We start from the raw sequence: 15,505 nt of genomic DNA, 5'->3' as shown, positions 1-15,505 counted from the left end.
GATGGACGCCCGCTCGATCATCGCGAAGCTGCGCCGGGGGCAGGTGCCCTTGGGCGAGGAGCTTACGTGGTTCGCCCAAGGTTTGGCCGATGGTGGCGTGAGCGATGCGCAGGCCGGGGCCTTTGCCATGGCGGTCTGCATGGGCGGGCTGGGTGCGCAGGGCCGCGCCGACCTGACCCTTGCCATGCGCGACAGCGGCGACGTTCTGACATGGGACGTCGATGGCCCGGTGATCGACAAACACTCGACCGGAGGGGTGGGGGACAGTGTCAGCCTCGTGCTCGCCCCCGCGCTGGCTGAACTTGGGGCCTATATCCCGATGATCTCGGGGCGCGGGCTGGGCCATACAGGTGGGACGCTGGACAAGCTTGAGGCGATCCCCGGTGTGACCACTCAGGTCAGTGAAGATCGTCTGGCGCAGATTCTGCACGACACTGGGGCAGCGATTGTCGGTGCGACGGGTCAGATCGCCCCGGCGGATAAGCGTCTCTATGCGATCCGCGATGTCACGGCGACGGTCGAAAGCCTGGATTTGATCACCGCCTCGATCCTGTCCAAGAAACTGGCCGCCAGCCCTCAGGCGTTGGTGCTGGATGTCAAAGTGGGCTCTGGCGCGTTCATGAAAACCCATGAGGATGCGCGCAATCTGGCGCAGGCCCTGACCCAGACGGCAAACGCCGCCGGATGCCGGACCTCGACAGTGATTACCGACATGAACCAGCCTCTGGCCCCCGCGCTGGGCAACGCGCTAGAGATCTGCGAGGTGATGAAGGTGCTCACCAGCGGCCAAAACGCGCCATTGGCCGAGATTTCCGCAGAATTGGGCGGCGTTGTGTTGGCTGACGCCGGTATGGTTGCAACGGTGGACGAAGGCCGCGACAAGGTGGCCGAGGTGATCCGCGACGGTCGCGCGGCCGAGCGGTTCGGCCGCATGTTGGCCGCCGTGGGCGCACCGCTGCAATTTGTCGACAACTGGTCACGCTATCTGCCCGAAGCCAGTGTCATCCTTGAGGTTCCCGCACCAAGCGAAGGCTATGTGACCGCGATGGATGGCGAAGCGCTGGGTCTGGCCGTCGTCGCGCTGGGCGGCGGACGACAGGTCGAGGATGACGTGATCGATCCGGCCGTGGGGATTTCCGATATCGTGCGGCTGGGCGACAAGTTGGACAAAGGCGCGCCCTTGGCCGTGATCCACGCGGCGCGCGAGGATGCGGCGCAGCAGGCGGCGCAGGCGGTCCAACAAGCGATCAGCCTCGGGCCCGAAAGCCCGTCTCTGCCCGGGATCGTGCATGAAAGGATCACCGCATGACCCGTGCGTTTTTGGTGGTGATGGATTCAGTCGGCATCGGCGGCGCGCCGGATGCAGATCGTTTTTTCAACGGGGATGTGCCCGACACCGGGGCCAACACGCTGGCTCATATTGCGCAGGCCTGTGCCGAAGGGCGGGCAGAGGATGGTCGTTCCGGCCCGCTGCACCTGCCGCATCTGGACGCGTTGGGATTGGGGGCGGCCACCCGTCTGGCCTCTGGCGCGGACACGCCGGGGCTGGGGGCGGATGCATCGGGCCTGTGGGGCTGTGCGCGGGAACATTCGCCGGGCAAGGACACACCCTCGGGCCATTGGGAACTGGCCGGGCTGCCGGTGCCGTGGGACTGGTATTACTTTCCCGACGCCAAGCCATCCTTCCCCGCTGATCTGAGCCGCGCCGCGGCGCTGGCGGCTGGTACGGACGGTATTCTGGGCGATTGTCACGCCTCAGGCACCGCGATCATCGCCGACCTTGGGGCCGAGCATATGCGGACCGGCTGGCCCATCTGCTATACCTCGGCGGACAGCGTCTTTCAGATCGCCGCGCATGAGGAACACTTTGGCCTCGACCGTCTGCTGGATATGTGCCGCACGCTGGCCCCAAGCCTGCACGCGATGAAAGTGGGTCGGGTGATCGCGCGGCCTTTCGTGGGAACGCAGGAAAAGGGCTTCACCCGCACCAGCAATCGCAAGGATTTCGCCATCCTGCCGCCCGCGCCGGTTCTGACCAACTGGGTGCAGGACGCCGGGCGGCGCGTTCATGCGGTGGGCAAGATCGGTGACATCTTTTCGATGCAGGGGATCGACACGCTGCGCAAAGGCTCGGATGCCGAGCTGATGGGGCACCTATCTGATCTGGTCGATGGGGCCGAAGAGGGCAGCCTGACCTTCGCCAATTTCGTGGAATTCGACAGCCTCTATGGTCACCGTCGCGACATCAGCGGCTATGCACGTGCGTTGGAATGGTTCGACCGGGAAATCGGGAAGATCATCGCTCGCCTACGCCCCGGCGACCTGATGCTGCTAACCGCGGACCATGGCAACGATCCCAGCTGGATCGGCACCGACCATACGCGTGAACAAGTGCCGGTGCTGATCGCAGGTCAAGGCACGGGCCAATTCGGTGCGGTCAATTTCGCCGACATCGCCGCCAGCATTGCGCATCACCTGAGCATTCCGGCGCAAGGACCGGGAAAGAGTTTTTTATGAACGTCGCAGACCTGCCCAAGATCGAATTGCACCTGCATCACGAAGGCGCGGCCCCGCCCGCGTTCATCCGGCAGTTGGCCCATGAAAAGCGCATCGACCTGAGCGGGATTTTCAAACCCGACGGCAGCTATGATTTCCGCGATTTCGCCCATTTCCTCAGCGTGTACGAGGCCGCCTGCGAAGTGCTGAAATCGCCCGAGGATTTCCGCCGCCTGACACTGGCCATTCTTGAGGAAAGTGCAGCGAATGGGGTGGTCTATTCGGAGACCTTCCTCAGCCCCGATTTCTGCGGCGGCGGCGACCTGCATGCGTGGCGCGATTACCTGACCGCCATTCAGGACGCGGCGGACGAGGCCGAGCGTAAATTCGACATCACCCTGCGTGGCGTTGTCACCTGCGTGCGCCATTTCGGCCCCGAGCAGGCCAAGATCAGCGCCCGCTGCGCGGCGGAAACGGCGGGCGACTGGATTACCGGTTTTGGCATGGGCGGCAATGAGGCTACGGGCGCGCAGGGCGACTATAAATGGGCCTTTGATTGTGCGCGCGAGGCCGGATTGCGCCTGACTACCCACGCCGGAGAGTTCGGCGGCCCCGAAAGCGTGCGCGATGCGATCCGCGATCTGGGGGTGGAGCGTGTGGGCCACGGTGTGCGCGCCATCGAAGACCCCGACCTGATCCGCGAAATTGTCGACCGCGACATCACGCTTGAGGTTTGCCCCGGCTCGAACGTGGTGCTGGGGCTCTACCCGGATTTCACGGCCCATCCCATCGCGAAACTGCGCGATGCGGGGGTCAAGGTCACGGTCTCAACTGATGACCCGCCGTTTTTCCATACCACTATGCGGCGTGAATATGAGATGTTGGCGCAAGCCTTCGGCTGGGAGGCCGAAGACTTTGCCGCCCTGAACGAAACCGCCCTGAACGCGGCCTTTTGCGATGACAAGACCCGCGCGCGGGTCAAGACAAGACTGGAGAGATCATGAGCGAACACCTGACCGTCGTTGACCACCCGCTGGTGCAGCACAAACTGACGCTCATGCGGGACAAGGGCACCTCGACCGCCGTGTTCCGGCAATTGCTGCGCGAGATTACCCTGCTGCTGGCCTATGAGGTCACGCGTGAGCTGAAGCTGACCACCCGCCATATCGAAACCCCGATGGAGGAAATGGACGCCCCCATACTGGCGGGCAAGAAACTGGCGCTGGTGTCGATCCTGCGGGCCGGGAATGGCATGCTGGACGGGGTGCTGGAACTGATCCCCTCGGCCCGTGTGGGTTTTGTCGGCCTCTACCGGGATGAGGAAACGCTGAAACCCGTTCAGTATTATTTCAAAGCGCCCGAGGGGCTGAAGGACCGTCTGGTGATTGCCGTGGATCCGATGCTGGCCACGGGTAACAGCTCGGCCGCGGCGATTGATCTGCTGAAAGAGGCGGGGGCGACCGACATTCGATTCCTGTGCCTGCTGGCCGCGCCCGAAGGGGTGGCGCGCATGAAAGAAGCCCACCCGGATGTGAAAATCGTCACCGCCGCACTGGATCGCGAGCTGAATTCCAAGGGCTATATCATGCCCGGCCTTGGCGATGCGGGCGACCGGATGTTCGGAACCAAATAGCCTATTCGCCGCAGATGTTTTGCAGCCGGACCCAATCGCGGTCCGGCAAAACCTGCTGCATCGGACGGCCCGCCATCGGGTCGGCCTCGATCAGGCCCAGCACTGTTTCGCCGGTGACATCCATGGCATAGGCAAACGGCGTTGACGGCAGGGCCGCCTGCGCAAAGACCTGCAGCAAATCATCATCGGGCAGCGAAGGGCGGGGTTCTGACAGAACCTGTTCGGTATAGGTGTCGATGATTTCGGGCGTCAGCTCTCCGGTGGTCAGCAGACGGAAGGCGGTGGCCGATCCGGTGCGATCCAGCAAATCCTCAAGCGGGTCCTGCGCCTCGGACCGGGCGCGCTCGGCGATGATATAACCTGCGGCGACCGAGGGGTCCTCATGATCCTCGACCAGAGCGCGGTTCAGCAAAAAAATCCCGCCCGGCAGGCTGAGGCTGCTTTGCACACCGGCGGGCAGGATGATGACTTCGCGAACTCCGGTGCGCGCGGCCAGTTGATCCAACGCGGGTTTTGCATCTTCCGAGGTGCAGGCGCGGCCCGAAACCCGCTCGATCCGTTGCAGGATCGTGTTGCCGATATCCTGGCGCTTGATCTCGGGCACCACGGTCACAACATGCTTCTGCAGGGCAGCAGGCATCCACAGCAACAACAGCACAACCACCGCCGCCACAACGCCCGCCACGCTGACCCATCGCAACCGGCCCGGATGGGGTCGCGCCTTGTCGATGGCGCGCTGCAGGCGGTCTATGGCCTCGATCATAGTGGTTTCGGTTTCTTCCAACTCCAGCGTTTCGTCCGGGTCACCGTCGGGATTGAAAATGGCAGGAAAACTGCCCGGATTCTGGCGCACCAGCGCGGCCAGCGACCAATGGGTCAGCGCCTGTTCGTTGAAGTCCGAAATGGTCAACGTCGCCTCACCCAGAGACGCCACAACCTCGCGCCGCTGAACATCGGGCGAGGGGCGCCACAGACCGGTGGCTTCGATCCGCTGGTACTGTTTAAGGGCCGTCTTCAAGATGAGATATGCTCGTGATTATTTTGACTTAGCTTAGCATGGGAATTTCCGGCGGCGCAAACCTGTTGCGCCCCGATTGGGAAATGTGCTGGATAAAACCAGACACGGCAATTCCGCCGGTGTCCAATACTCTAAGACCGGGGCCGGAATGCAGGCGGATACTCAGACCTCACCGATTTTGGCCTCGGCGCTGATGGTGGGCGCTATGGCGATCATCGGGGTGATCGATAACGTTGTCATCCTGCTGGCCGAAACAATTGGCCTATGGCAATTCCATTTAAGCCGCGCTGTTCTGATGTTGCCGTTGATTGCGTGTCTGTCGGTTTTGGGAATGGGTACGATGCGCCCGCGACGGCTGGGGCCCGTGATCCTGCGCAGCGTGCTGATCACGGTGGCGATGCTGTTTTACTTTGCGTCTCTGGCGCTGATGCCGATTGCGCAGGCGCTGGCGGGGCTGTTCACGTCTCCGATCTTCGTGCTGCTGGTTTCAGCCGTCGCGATGGGGCAGAGGATTGGCCCCTGGCGCATTCTGGCAGTTGTGATCGGGTTCACCGGGACCTTGTGTGTGCTGCAGCCCAACCCCTATGAGTTCGATGCCCGAACCCTGCTGCCGGTGGCCGGAGGGTTCTTTTACGCGCTCAGCTCGATCATCACCCGCAGCCACTGTGCGCAGGAAAGCACTGTGGCGCTGCTGGCGGCAATGGTCACCACGCTGGGATTGGCCGGCGCAATCGGTCTGACTGCGTTTTCCCTTGTGCCCCATTCCTTTGCCGACGGATTCGTTACGCGGGGGGTGGTATGGCAGATGCAACCGGCGCTGCCCTGGATCATCGTACAGGCGGTTGGTTCGACGATTGCGGTCTTTATGCTGATCAAATCTTATCAGGTGGGCGAGACCTCGTACGTGGCCGTATTCGAATACTCGGTCATGATCTTTGGGCCGCTTTTTGCCTGGGTTGCTTTGGGTCAGGCCATCGGTGTGATGCAGATCGCTGGTATCGGCCTGATTGCGGCGGCTGGTGCCTTGTTGGGCTGGCGCGCGTCTGTGGCGAAGGTGGTCGCATGATCATTTCGCGCGGGCGTAACTATGTGTTTGTTCATATCCCCAAGACGGGGGGAACGTCGTTGGCCCAAGCGCTGGAAACACGGGCGATGAAAGACGACATCCTGCTGGGCGACACGCCCAAGGCTCTCAGGCGACGCAAGCGGGCCAAGGCGCTGACGGGCAGGGGACGGTTGTGGAAACATTCAACACTGACTGATATCGACGGCGTTCTGTCGCTGTCCGAACTGGAAGAGATGACCGTATTCACCATGGTGCGAAACCCCTGGGACCGGATCGTCAGCTATTATCACTGGCTGCTCGAACAAAGCTTTGATCACCCCATGGTGACGCTCGCAAAATCCCTGTCCTTCAAGGGCTTTGTACAACACTCGGATGTTCTGCGGTCTTTTCGGCGCAGCCCTGCGCGCCATTATGTGACGCGGGCCGACGGGGCCGAGCAATGCCAGTTCTTCATAAGGTTGGAGTGGTTTGAAGAGGATGCGGGCCCGCTATTCGATCTGCTTGGGTTTGACGTTGCTTTGCCGCACCTCAATCGTTCGAGCCGCGACGCGGATTGTCGCGGCTATTTTGACGACAGGGCTGCCGAGCTGGTGGCCGATGCCTGTGCCGAGGATATCGCCAGATTCGGCTACACGTTTGATCAGAAGACTGTGCGATAGTTTCCAATATTTAATCAATATTGATTTAAGTTGCGGTTTTGTTTGTGATTTTTGCCAAAAAATGGCTCAGATTAACCCAAATTGGGCCACAATATGTCAAAAATAAGCCCTCTCACTAAAACCTGTGCTAAAGCTCAATTGTAGTTTTTTATGAGTAACAAGTGGGTTCTGTGGTGTTGAAAGTAGACAGTGTTATTGATTTTGCAGAGCGTTCCGAATTCCAGGGCAATGCAGAGCAGCATTCCGCGTTGAACGCGCGCCGTGGCGGTCTGGTTCACGGAACCAAAGTCTCAACCAAAAGCGGCTGGAAACTTGTCGAAGAGATCGAGGCCGGTGACCTCATTCGCACCATGGACAATGGGTTCCAACCCGTTAGCCGCGTCGCGATTGATGGAATCACGGTTCCGCCGGGCGAGACGAAGTCCGAAAACATGCCGATCCGGGTGCCGACGCATGCAGCGTATAACGGTCGCCCCGTCTGGCTGATGCCCGAACAGGGCGTGGCGCTGGACAACACCAAGCTTGGCCATGATCCCATCAAACTGCCGGTCAGCCTGCCTGTTGTGTCGGCCCGGTTGCTAAGCGGTATGTTCCGGATCACATCGGATGTGCCCGCGTCCTATTTCGACATCAGCACCCTGTTTTTCGAACAGGATGAGGTGATCTATATCGAGGGCGGCTTCCGCGCCTTTTGCCCCTCGGGCCGGTTTGGATCGCGCAATACACCCGGTCGCGCCTCGTATGAGGTTGTGGCCGCAGAGTCGGCGACCGAACTGATGTATCTGACGGCTCGGCGCAACGATATCGCGGTTCTGGCGAATTCGCTGGGATCCCTGCCTGCGCCGGTTTTCGATCATCCGATTGTGCCGATCAGGCCGGTAAAAGGCGCGCGGCGTCCCGGTCGCCCCGGTCGTCCGACCATGATGATCTGATTAAAGCGTCTCAAGTTTAACCCGAAACGCTTGCTAGGGACCTATCTGTACCTACAAAGAAACGCTGGCGCATGGGGGCATGCGCCAGCGTTTTGTCTTTAGGCTGCTTTGGCTTCGGGGTCGAACCTACCGTAAAAGCTCTGCCCTTTGTCGGCCATTTCACGCAGCAGCGTTGGGCAGGCAAAACGTTCGCCGTATTTTTCCGACAGTTGATCGCAGCGCTCGGCCGCGTAGGGCGTGCCGATGATGTCCAGCCAGCTCAGCGGGCCACCGGACCATGGCGCAAAGCCCCAGCCCAGAATTGCACCCACATCGCCTTCGCGGATATCCTCCAGCACGCCTTCCTCCAGCGCGCGGACCGCTTCCAGTACCTGTGCGAACATCAGGCGTTCCTGCACTTCGATCAGATCGGGCTGATCTTCGGCATGGGGGTACTTTTCGGCCAGACCTTTCCAATATTCGACGCGCTTGCCCTTGTCATCATAGTCAAAGAACCCGGCATTGGCCTTGCGGCCAAGACGGCCCTCAGCCTCCATCCAGAAGATCAGATCATCCGCAGGGCTTTCGGGATAGGCGTCGCCCATGGCGGCTTTGGTCGCACGTGCGATCTTGGCCCCCAGATCAATCGAGGTTTCGTCATTCAACTGGATCGGCCCCACGGGGAAGCCAAGCTGACGCGCGGCATTGTCGATCAACACAGGGCTGACGCCTTCGGTGATCATCCGCAGACCTTCGTTGATATACGGAATGATGCAGCGGTTGGCGTAGAAGAACCGCGCATCGTTGACCACGATCGGCGTCTTGCGGATCTGGCGCACATAGTCCAGCGCCTTGGCCACCGCGCGATCTCCGGTTTCGCGGCCTTTGATGATCTCAACCAGGAACATCTTCTCAACCGGTGAGAAGAAGTGGATGCCGATGAACTGATCCGAACGCACGCTCGCCTTGGCCAGATCGGTGATTGGCAGGGTCGAGGTGTTCGAGGCAAAGATGCAATCCTCGGGGATGATCGCCTCAACCTTTTTGGTCATCTCGGCCTTGACACCCATATCCTCGAACACCGCTTCGATGATCAGGTCGCAGCCCTTCAGGTGATCCAGATCGGGCGTCGCGGTGATGCGCGCCAGCATGGCCTGTTTCTTGTCTTCGGTGACTTTGCCGCGCTTCATGCCTTTGTCCAGATAGGCTTCGGTATAGGCTTTGCCCTTGTCCGCTGCTGCCTGATCCCGGTCGACCAGAACAACCTCCATCCCGGCCTGGGCCGAGACCAACGCGATGCCCGCACCCATCATGCCCGCGCCCAGAACGCCGATCTTCTTGACCGACTGATCCGGTACACCGGCAGGACGCACCGCACCTTTTTCCAGCGCTTCCTTGTTCAGGAACAGCGACCGGATCATCGCGCCCGAGGAGGGGTTCATCAGGACGGATGTGAACCATCGCGCCTCGATCTTCAGCGCAGTGTCGAAATCGACCAGCGCGCCTTCATAGACCGCGCTCAGCAACGCTTTGGCCGCGGGGAAGGCACCTTGGGTCTTGCCGTTGACCATGGCCGAGGCCCCGACGAAGTTCATGAACCCTGCGGGGTGGTACGGAGCACCACCGGGCATTTTATAGCCCTTGGCGTCCCACGGCTTGACCAGATCCGCGTCTTTCGCGTTCAGCACCCATTCCTTTGCGGCGGCAACCGGATCGGCGGCGATCTCGTCGATGTAACCTGCGCCCTTTGCTTTCTTGACGTCCAGCATCTTGCCTTCCAGCAGCAGCGGAGCCGCAGCAATCGCGCCCACCTTGCGGACCATCCGTGTGGTGCCGCCCGCGCCGGGGAAGATGCCGACCATGATCTCGGGCAGGCCATATTTTGCCTTGGGGTTCTCGGCGGCAAAGATGCGGTGCGTGGACAGCGGCAACTCCATCCCGATGCCTGCGGCGGTGCCGGGCAGGGCGGTCGCGATGGGCTTGCCACCTTTCTTGGTCTTTGGGTCCATGCCCGCCAGTTCGATCTTGCGCAGCAGGGCGTGCATTTGCATCGTGCCCTCAAACAGGCCCTTGGCCGGATTGTCGCCCGCCTGTTCCTTCATCACGGCCAGGAGGTTCAGGTCCATGCCGCCCGCAAACGACCCCTCTTTGCCCGAGGTCAGGACGATGCCCTTGACCCCCTCATCTGCCAGCGCCTTATCGATCAGGTCGCTCAGCTGGGCCAGCCCGTCAAAGGACATTACGTTCATCGTTTTGCCCGGAACGTCCCAGGTGATCGTGGCGACGCCGTCTGCGTCTTTGCTGAGGGTGAATTCAGTCATTGTCATCTCCAATCTGGTCAGCCGTCAGCGGGCTGCCATCCTTGCGAGTGAAGGAGAATCCGTTCTCGTCATCCTTCACCATCATGTCTAGGTCGCTGTAAAAAGCAGTTTCCGTCGGGGTCCGAGTGCCCACCACCAGAAAGGTCGCGGGCGCATCGGTTTTGTTCACAAGGTGATGGCCGTTGGGCTCACCCGCGGGCCAGGCGGCGCAATCGCCGGGCTGCATCTCATGCTCACCATCGTCATCAATCAGCACGCAGGTGCCGCTGAGCATGATTGCAAACTCGTCCTGCTCCATATGGTAATGGCGCAGCGAAGACATTCCCTGCGGTTCCAGCCGCACGATGTTGACCCCGTATTGGGTCAGCCCGCCCGCATCACCGATACGCTGAACAAAACGACCCGCGGTCGCCTCGGCCAGTTTGCCGGGATAGGACGAGCCGCCCTGAAACGGGATCTGAGAGAGATCCAGCTTGGGCATCAGACCCGCTCGATAATCGTTGCAGCCCCCATGCCAGACGCAATGCACAGCGTGGCCAGACCGGTTTCCTTGTCCTGACGCTCCAGCTCATCCAGCAGGGTGCCAATGATCATCGCGCCGGTTGCGCCCAGCGGATGGCCCATCGCAATCGAGCCGCCGTTCACGTTTACCAGTTCGGGGTCCACATCAAACGCCTGCTGGAACCGCAGCACGACCGAGGCGAAGGCTTCGTTCACCTCGAACAAGTCCAGATCACTGATCTTCATGCCATTGTCGGCCAGAATTTTCTCGGTTACCGGAACCGGGCCGGTCAGCATGATGGTCGGGTCGGTACCGATCTTGGCAGTTGCTTTGATGCGCGCGCGCGGTTTGAGGCCGTATTTCTCACCAAACTCCTTGTTGCCGATCAGCACAGCGGCCGCCCCATCCACGATGCCCGAGCTGTTGCCCGCGTGGTGGATGTGGTTGATCCGTTCCAGATGCGGGTATTTCAGCATTGCAACTTTGTCAAAACCCGGCATCTGCTCACCCATCATCGCAAAGGACGGGTTCAGCGCGCCAAGGCTTTGCATGTCGGTGCCCGGACGCATGTATTCATCGCGGTCCAGAATGGTCAGGCCGTTCTGGTCGGTGACTTTGATGAGCGATTTCTCGAACCGGTTCTCTTCCCACGCCTTGGCTGCGCGCTTTTGCGATTCAACCGCCAGCGCATCCGCCTGATCGCGGTCAAAGCCATATTCGGTCGCGATGATGTCCGCCGAGATACCCTGAGGGACAAAATAGGTGTCCATCGCCAGCGAGGGGTCCACGGCAATCGCCGCACCATCGCTGCCCATGGCAACGCGGCCCATCATCTCAACGCCGCCTGCGATATACGCCTCACCAGCGCCACCTTTGACCTGGTTCGCTGCCAGGTTCACGGCCTCCATACCCGAGGCGCAGAAGCGGTTGATCGCCAGACCGGGAATCGACTGATCCAGGTCAGATGCCAAAACGGCCGAGCGTGCAAGACAACCGCCTTGTTCCATCACCTGCGTGACGTTGCCCCAGATCACGTCCTCGACGGCGTGACCTTCCAGGTTGTTGCGCTCTTTCATCGCGTTCAGGGTCACGGCGGACAGCCGCACCGAGGTCACCTCGTGTAGGCTGCCATCCTTGCGGCCTTTGCCACGCGGGGTGCGCAGGGCGTCATAAATATAGGCTTCGGTCATGGGTCTTCTCCTCAAGCTCGATCCGACGGGTTGCCGGGCATCAGGTCATAGGGGTGTTTCCATCCGGGCTGCTCGGACAGGCGTTGCAGCCAGGCGTCGATATGGGGCCAGTCGGCACGGTCAAAGCCGAATGGTTCCGGGTAATAGAGGTAGCCGCAGCAGCTGAGATCGGCATTGGTCACGCCGTCTCCCACGATCCAGTCGCGGCCTTCCAGATGAGTGTTCAGAATGTCATAAGCCGCTTTCAGGCGCCCTTGATTGAACGCGATAACATCCGGGTTGCGGTGCTCCTCGGGCAGGAAATTGCACAAAAACCGCGTCATCCCTGCATTCGAGCTAAGCTTGTGATTGTCCCACAGCACCCAGCGCAGAATGTCATAATTCTCTTCTCGGGTCTTGCCGCCAAACTTGCCGGATTTTTCGGTGACGTAAGCCTGAATGGCTCCCGATTGAGTGATGCGGAAATCGCCATCCGTCAGCACGGGCGCTTCACCCATCGCATTGACTTCACTGCGATACTCGGGCGTGCGGGACGCGCCGTTGAAGAAATCCACAAAAATCGGTTCCCAATCCAACCCCGACATCTCAAGCGCCAGCGCCGCCTTGTAGGAATTCCCGCTTTCTCCGAAGCAGTGCAATGTGATGGTCATGCGAACGCCCCTCCCGTGGCGTGTGTGGTTAGGTCGGAATTTCCGTATTTGGAACGAGAAGAAGATGAGGGCCTTTCTCTCTTCCGTAAGGGTTCGTTAACGTTAATCGGGTCTTGTGTTGTGCGCGGTACAGGCTGCCGAGCCGATGACCGCACGAGGAGAAGCCCCGCCGTCCCGGCTGAGTGCCACCTGGTGAGATCAGTTCCCGGATGGCGGGGTGGACGCGCGCCGGCGCCTTCTTCTCGTTCCAAATACGGCCGCCGGAGGCGGATGCAGCGGCTGCCACTCGCTCTCCGGATTTTGAAGGCACAATCGTCACCGTTTGCGGGCCTCAAGCTCGGAGTTGAAGCTGCGCAGGCGGCGGGTGAGTTTGTCCTCGTGAATGATGCTGTTGAAGTTCTCAAAAAGAAAAGACAGGGCCTCTCCCTCGTCCAGACCGGCCTCATGGGCGAAGCCGCGCAGTTTGCGATAGCCTTCTTCTGTCATTGCGACTGGAAAGCGGCGGGTCAGGCGAAAGCGTTTGGGCATTGTCTTTCCTCCGAAGAACCGGCGCTGGGGCAGGGCACCAGCGCCGGGCAGTGATCAGAAGTTCGCGGCCTCAAGGGCCATGACCGTATCCGCGCCGGTTTGAATGCGTGCCAGATGCAATGCCGTGGCAGGCAGGCGACGTGCCATGTAGAAGCGGCCGGTGTTGATCTTGGTCTCGTAGAACTCTTTGTCCGAGGTCCCACCGTCCAGCGCGTCTTGCGCAGCCTTTGCCATCTGCGCCCACATCAGTCCCAGGCAGACATGGCCGAACATGTGCATGAAGTCATAGGACCCCGACAGCGCGTTGTTTGGGTTCTTCATGCCTTCCTGCATGAAATACATCCCTGCGGCCTGCAGATCCTTGGAGGCGGCTTTCAACGGTTCGATGAAGGCCTTGTCAAAGGCCTCATCCTTACCGCCGTTTTCTTTGCAGAAGGATTTGACCATCTCGAAAAAGGCCATGACGTGCTTGCCGCCATCCTGCGCCAGCTTGCGGCCCACGAGGTCCAGCGCCTGAACGCCGTTCGCCCCTTCGTAGATCATCGCGATGCGGGCGTCGCGGGTGTATTGCGACATGCCCCATTCCTCGATGTAGCCGTGGCCGCCGTAAACCTGCTGTGCCTGAACGGTCATGTCGTATCCCTGATCGGTCAGGAAGCCTTTGATGACCGGCGTCAGCAGCGAGATCAGCCCGTCCGCATCCTTGTCACCCGAGCGATGCGCCTTGTCGATCATGGTCGCGCCCCACAGGATGAAGGCACGCGCGCCCTCGGTAAAGCTTTTCTGATCCATCAGGTTGCGGCGGATGTCCGGGTGCACGATCAGTGGATCGGCGGGGCCGTCAGGGTTTTTCACGCCGGTCACGTCGCGGCCCTGCAGACGATCCTTGGCGTATTCCAGTGCGTTCTGGAACGCGGCCTCGGCTTGCGCCAGACCCTGCATGCCCACACCCAGGCGCGCCTCGTTCATCATGGTGAACATGGCACGCATGCCTTTGTGCTCTTCGCCCAGCAGCCAGCCGGTCGCCTCGTCATAGTTCATGACGCAGGTCGAATTGCCGTGGATGCCCATTTTCTCTTCGATCTTGCCGACCGAGACGCCGTTGCGCTCACCCGGTGTGCCGTCTTCGTTGACGATGAACTTGGGCACGATGAACAGCGACACGCCCTTGATACCATCGGGTCCGCCGGGGATTTTGGCCAGCACCAGATGGATGATGTTATCGGCCATGTCGTGGTCGCCGGACGAGATGAAAATCTTCTGACCGGTGATCTTGTAACTGCCGTCGCCTTGCGGTTCGGCCTTGGTGCGCATCAGGCCCAGATCGGTGCCGCAATGCGGTTCGGTCAGGTTCATGGTGCCGGTCCATTCACAGCTGACCATGTTCGGCAGGTAGGTGTTCTTCTGTGCGTCGGTGCCGTGCGCCAGGATGGCCGAGGCCGCGCCGTGGGTCAGGCCCTGATACATCACAAATGCCTGGTTCGCGCCCGAGAACATCTCGCCCACGGCGGTGCCGATCACGTAAGGCATGTTCTGGCCGCCATACTCTTCGGGCATGTCGAGGCCAGTCCAGCCACCTTCTTTCATCTGCTCGAAGGCGTCTTTAAAACCTGTAGGCGTGTAAACGATGCCATTTTCCAAACGGCACCCTTCGGTGTCGCCCACCACGTTCAGCGGATGCAGCACGTTGGTTGCAACCTTGCCGGCTTCCTCCAGCACGGCGCCGGTAAATTCGGTTTCCAGTTCGCTATACCCCGGAGTATCGGAGTCCGAGATTTTCAACACGTCATGCAGGATGAACTGAGTGTCTTTGGTTGGCGCGTTGTAAACGGGCATATGAAGCTCCCTTAAATTCAGATGTCCGGGGGATGGGGCCGACGGGGTTACTCGGCGGCCTTTTTCTCATTTTTCATCGAGGCGATGACTTTTTCGCCCCAGCGCAATTGCTCTTTCAGATCGTCAATGGCCTGGGTCAGTTCCTCGCGGCGGGCTTCCATGTCGGCCAGACGTTCGCGCGCAATTTCAAAGGTGCGCGTCATCTGGGTCATTTGCTGGTCGCCCACATGGTAGAGGTCCAGCAGTTGCCGGATTTCTTCCAGGCTAAAGCCGAAACGCTTGCCGCGCAGGATCAGTTTCAGGCGCGCGCGGTCACGTTTGGTGAACAGGCGTTTCTGGCCCTCGCGGATCGGAAACAAAAGCTCTTTGGCCTCGTAAAATCGCAAAGTGCGCGGCGTGACATCATAAGTCTCGCACATTTCACGGATGGTCATCAGATCTTCGGTCATGGTCTCAGCACTCTCGTCACTGGCGTCTGTCTAAGTCATTTGCGCAGTCGATGCGCAGGTTACAACACGTAGATGACGTTCACGTAATGCAAACGCTACGTCACATTGAAAGTTGACGTAGCATCAACCTGCGTCAAGTCATGGATTGCGTAGGATTTGACAGGTGACGTAACGGAATTTTGAGGACAGCCCGCGCAAATGCCGGGAAAGCGGCCCGCTGTTAACAGAGGGGGGCAGCCCGAATAG

The 15,505-nt window shown here is 60.4% G+C and carries 15 protein-coding genes; 7 read left to right on the top strand and 8 right to left on the bottom strand.

The features are described 5' to 3' along the window. Position 1: 1 nt before the first annotated feature. The 4 genes from ACR0J5_RS08555 to upp are packed head-to-tail and all read left to right on the top strand — an operon-like array spanning position 2 to position 4,129. Complete coding sequence (locus ACR0J5_RS08555) at positions 2–1,309, top strand: thymidine phosphorylase (protein WP_480652306.1); 1,308 nt, start codon at positions 2–4, stop codon at positions 1,307–1,309. Then, positions 1,306–2,517 carry a phosphopentomutase gene (locus ACR0J5_RS08550; RefSeq protein ID WP_480652304.1) on the top strand — a complete coding sequence of 404 codons (1,212 nt, stop codon included), beginning with the start codon at positions 1,306–1,308 and terminating at the stop codon, positions 2,515–2,517. Before ACR0J5_RS08555 ends, ACR0J5_RS08550 begins: the two co-directional genes overlap by 4 nt. After that, on the top strand, positions 2,514–3,500 hold the full coding sequence (locus ACR0J5_RS08545) for an adenosine deaminase (RefSeq protein WP_480652302.1): 987 nt from the start codon (positions 2,514–2,516) through the stop codon (positions 3,498–3,500). Before ACR0J5_RS08550 ends, ACR0J5_RS08545 begins: the two co-directional genes overlap by 4 nt. After that, positions 3,497–4,129: a uracil phosphoribosyltransferase gene (gene upp / locus ACR0J5_RS08540; protein WP_170741068.1), complete on the top strand. Its 633-nt coding sequence runs from the start codon at positions 3,497–3,499 to the stop codon at positions 4,127–4,129. Before ACR0J5_RS08545 ends, upp begins: the two co-directional genes overlap by 4 nt. A 1-nt stretch (position 4,130) precedes the next feature. Here the strand turns inward: upp and ACR0J5_RS08535 are convergent, their stop codons facing one another. Next, complete coding sequence (locus ACR0J5_RS08535) at positions 4,131–5,147, bottom strand: hypothetical protein (RefSeq protein WP_480652300.1); 1,017 nt, start codon at positions 5,145–5,147, stop codon at positions 4,131–4,133. Positions 5,148–5,295: 148 nt separating this feature from the next. Here ACR0J5_RS08535 and ACR0J5_RS08530 point away from each other — a divergent pair, with 148 nt between their 5' ends. The 3 genes from ACR0J5_RS08530 to ACR0J5_RS08520 all read left to right on the top strand — a co-directional run bounded on the left by ACR0J5_RS08530 (position 5,296) and on the right by ACR0J5_RS08520 (position 7,804). Further along, complete coding sequence (locus tag ACR0J5_RS08530) at positions 5,296–6,213, top strand: DMT family transporter (RefSeq protein ID WP_480652299.1); 918 nt, start codon at positions 5,296–5,298, stop codon at positions 6,211–6,213. Then, positions 6,210–6,872 (top strand): sulfotransferase family 2 domain-containing protein, encoded by a 663-nt coding sequence (locus ACR0J5_RS08525; protein ID WP_480652297.1) that lies wholly within the window; start codon positions 6,210–6,212, stop codon positions 6,870–6,872. Before ACR0J5_RS08530 ends, ACR0J5_RS08525 begins: the two co-directional genes overlap by 4 nt. Before the next feature lie 170 nt (positions 6,873–7,042). Continuing rightward, a complete protein-coding gene (locus tag ACR0J5_RS08520) occupies positions 7,043–7,804 on the top strand; it encodes a Hint domain-containing protein (protein ID WP_480652295.1) in 762 nt (253 codons plus the stop codon). A gap of 98 nt (positions 7,805–7,902) precedes the next feature. Here ACR0J5_RS08520 and ACR0J5_RS08515 read toward each other — a convergent pair whose 3' ends face one another. From ACR0J5_RS08515 to ACR0J5_RS08485, 7 genes are all read right to left on the bottom strand, one after another. Next, on the bottom strand, positions 7,903–10,104 hold the full coding sequence (locus ACR0J5_RS08515) for a 3-hydroxyacyl-CoA dehydrogenase NAD-binding domain-containing protein (protein ID WP_480652293.1): 2,202 nt from the start codon (positions 10,102–10,104) through the stop codon (positions 7,903–7,905). Further along, positions 10,097–10,585, bottom strand: coding sequence for a cupin domain-containing protein (locus tag ACR0J5_RS08510; protein WP_480652291.1), 489 nt, complete (start codon positions 10,583–10,585; stop codon positions 10,097–10,099). Before ACR0J5_RS08510 ends, ACR0J5_RS08515 begins: the two co-directional genes overlap by 8 nt. Then, a complete protein-coding gene (locus ACR0J5_RS08505) occupies positions 10,585–11,796 on the bottom strand; it encodes an acetyl-CoA C-acetyltransferase (protein WP_480652289.1) in 1,212 nt (403 codons plus the stop codon). Before ACR0J5_RS08505 ends, ACR0J5_RS08510 begins: the two co-directional genes overlap by 1 nt. An 11-nt stretch (positions 11,797–11,807) precedes the next feature. After that, a complete protein-coding gene (locus ACR0J5_RS08500; RefSeq protein WP_480652287.1) occupies positions 11,808–12,446 on the bottom strand; it encodes a glutathione S-transferase family protein in 639 nt (212 codons plus the stop codon). Positions 12,447–12,761: 315 nt separating this feature from the next. Continuing rightward, positions 12,762–12,974 carry a hypothetical protein gene (locus ACR0J5_RS08495; protein ID WP_480652285.1) on the bottom strand — a complete coding sequence of 71 codons (213 nt, stop codon included), beginning with the start codon at positions 12,972–12,974 and terminating at the stop codon, positions 12,762–12,764. Between the two features lie 54 nt (positions 12,975–13,028). Then, positions 13,029–14,810, bottom strand: a complete 1,782-nt coding sequence (locus ACR0J5_RS08490) for an acyl-CoA dehydrogenase C-terminal domain-containing protein (protein WP_480652283.1) — start codon at positions 14,808–14,810, stop codon at positions 13,029–13,031. 47 nt (positions 14,811–14,857) lie between these two features. Beyond that, positions 14,858–15,259 (bottom strand): MerR family transcriptional regulator, encoded by a 402-nt coding sequence (locus tag ACR0J5_RS08485; protein ID WP_068332361.1) that lies wholly within the window; start codon positions 15,257–15,259, stop codon positions 14,858–14,860. Positions 15,260–15,505 lie beyond the last annotated feature (246 nt).

The sequence above is a fragment of the Ruegeria sp. BE1 genome (assembly GCF_056538885.1).
The sequence above is the reverse complement of the archived record's forward strand: the minus strand, read 5'-3'. Positions and strand labels throughout refer to the sequence as shown.

Excerpts from the sequence above, each read along its gene's own strand:
- ACR0J5_RS08555 (WP_480652306.1), top strand. The coding sequence starts at position 2 with ATGGACGCCCGCTCGATCATCGCGAAGCTGCGCCGGGGGCAGGTGCCC.
- ACR0J5_RS08530 (WP_480652299.1), top strand. The coding sequence starts at position 5,296 with ATGCAGGCGGATACTCAGACCTCACCGATTTTGGCCTCGGCGCTGATG.
- ACR0J5_RS08545 (WP_480652302.1), top strand. The coding sequence starts at position 2,514 with ATGAACGTCGCAGACCTGCCCAAGATCGAATTGCACCTGCATCACGAA.
- ACR0J5_RS08485 (WP_068332361.1), bottom strand. The coding sequence starts at position 15,259 with ATGACCGAAGATCTGATGACCATCCGTGAAATGTGCGAGACTTATGAT.
- ACR0J5_RS08500 (WP_480652287.1), bottom strand. The coding sequence starts at position 12,446 with ATGACCATCACATTGCACTGCTTCGGAGAAAGCGGGAATTCCTACAAG.
- ACR0J5_RS08510 (WP_480652291.1), bottom strand. The coding sequence starts at position 10,585 with ATGCCCAAGCTGGATCTCTCTCAGATCCCGTTTCAGGGCGGCTCGTCC.
- upp (WP_170741068.1), top strand. The coding sequence starts at position 3,497 with ATGAGCGAACACCTGACCGTCGTTGACCACCCGCTGGTGCAGCACAAA.
- ACR0J5_RS08550 (WP_480652304.1), top strand. The coding sequence starts at position 1,306 with ATGACCCGTGCGTTTTTGGTGGTGATGGATTCAGTCGGCATCGGCGGC.
- ACR0J5_RS08525 (WP_480652297.1), top strand. The coding sequence starts at position 6,210 with ATGATCATTTCGCGCGGGCGTAACTATGTGTTTGTTCATATCCCCAAG.
- ACR0J5_RS08505 (WP_480652289.1), bottom strand. The coding sequence starts at position 11,796 with ATGACCGAAGCCTATATTTATGACGCCCTGCGCACCCCGCGTGGCAAA.
- ACR0J5_RS08515 (WP_480652293.1), bottom strand. The coding sequence starts at position 10,104 with ATGACTGAATTCACCCTCAGCAAAGACGCAGACGGCGTCGCCACGATC.
- ACR0J5_RS08495 (WP_480652285.1), bottom strand. The coding sequence starts at position 12,974 with ATGCCCAAACGCTTTCGCCTGACCCGCCGCTTTCCAGTCGCAATGACA.
- ACR0J5_RS08490 (WP_480652283.1), bottom strand. The coding sequence starts at position 14,810 with ATGCCCGTTTACAACGCGCCAACCAAAGACACTCAGTTCATCCTGCAT.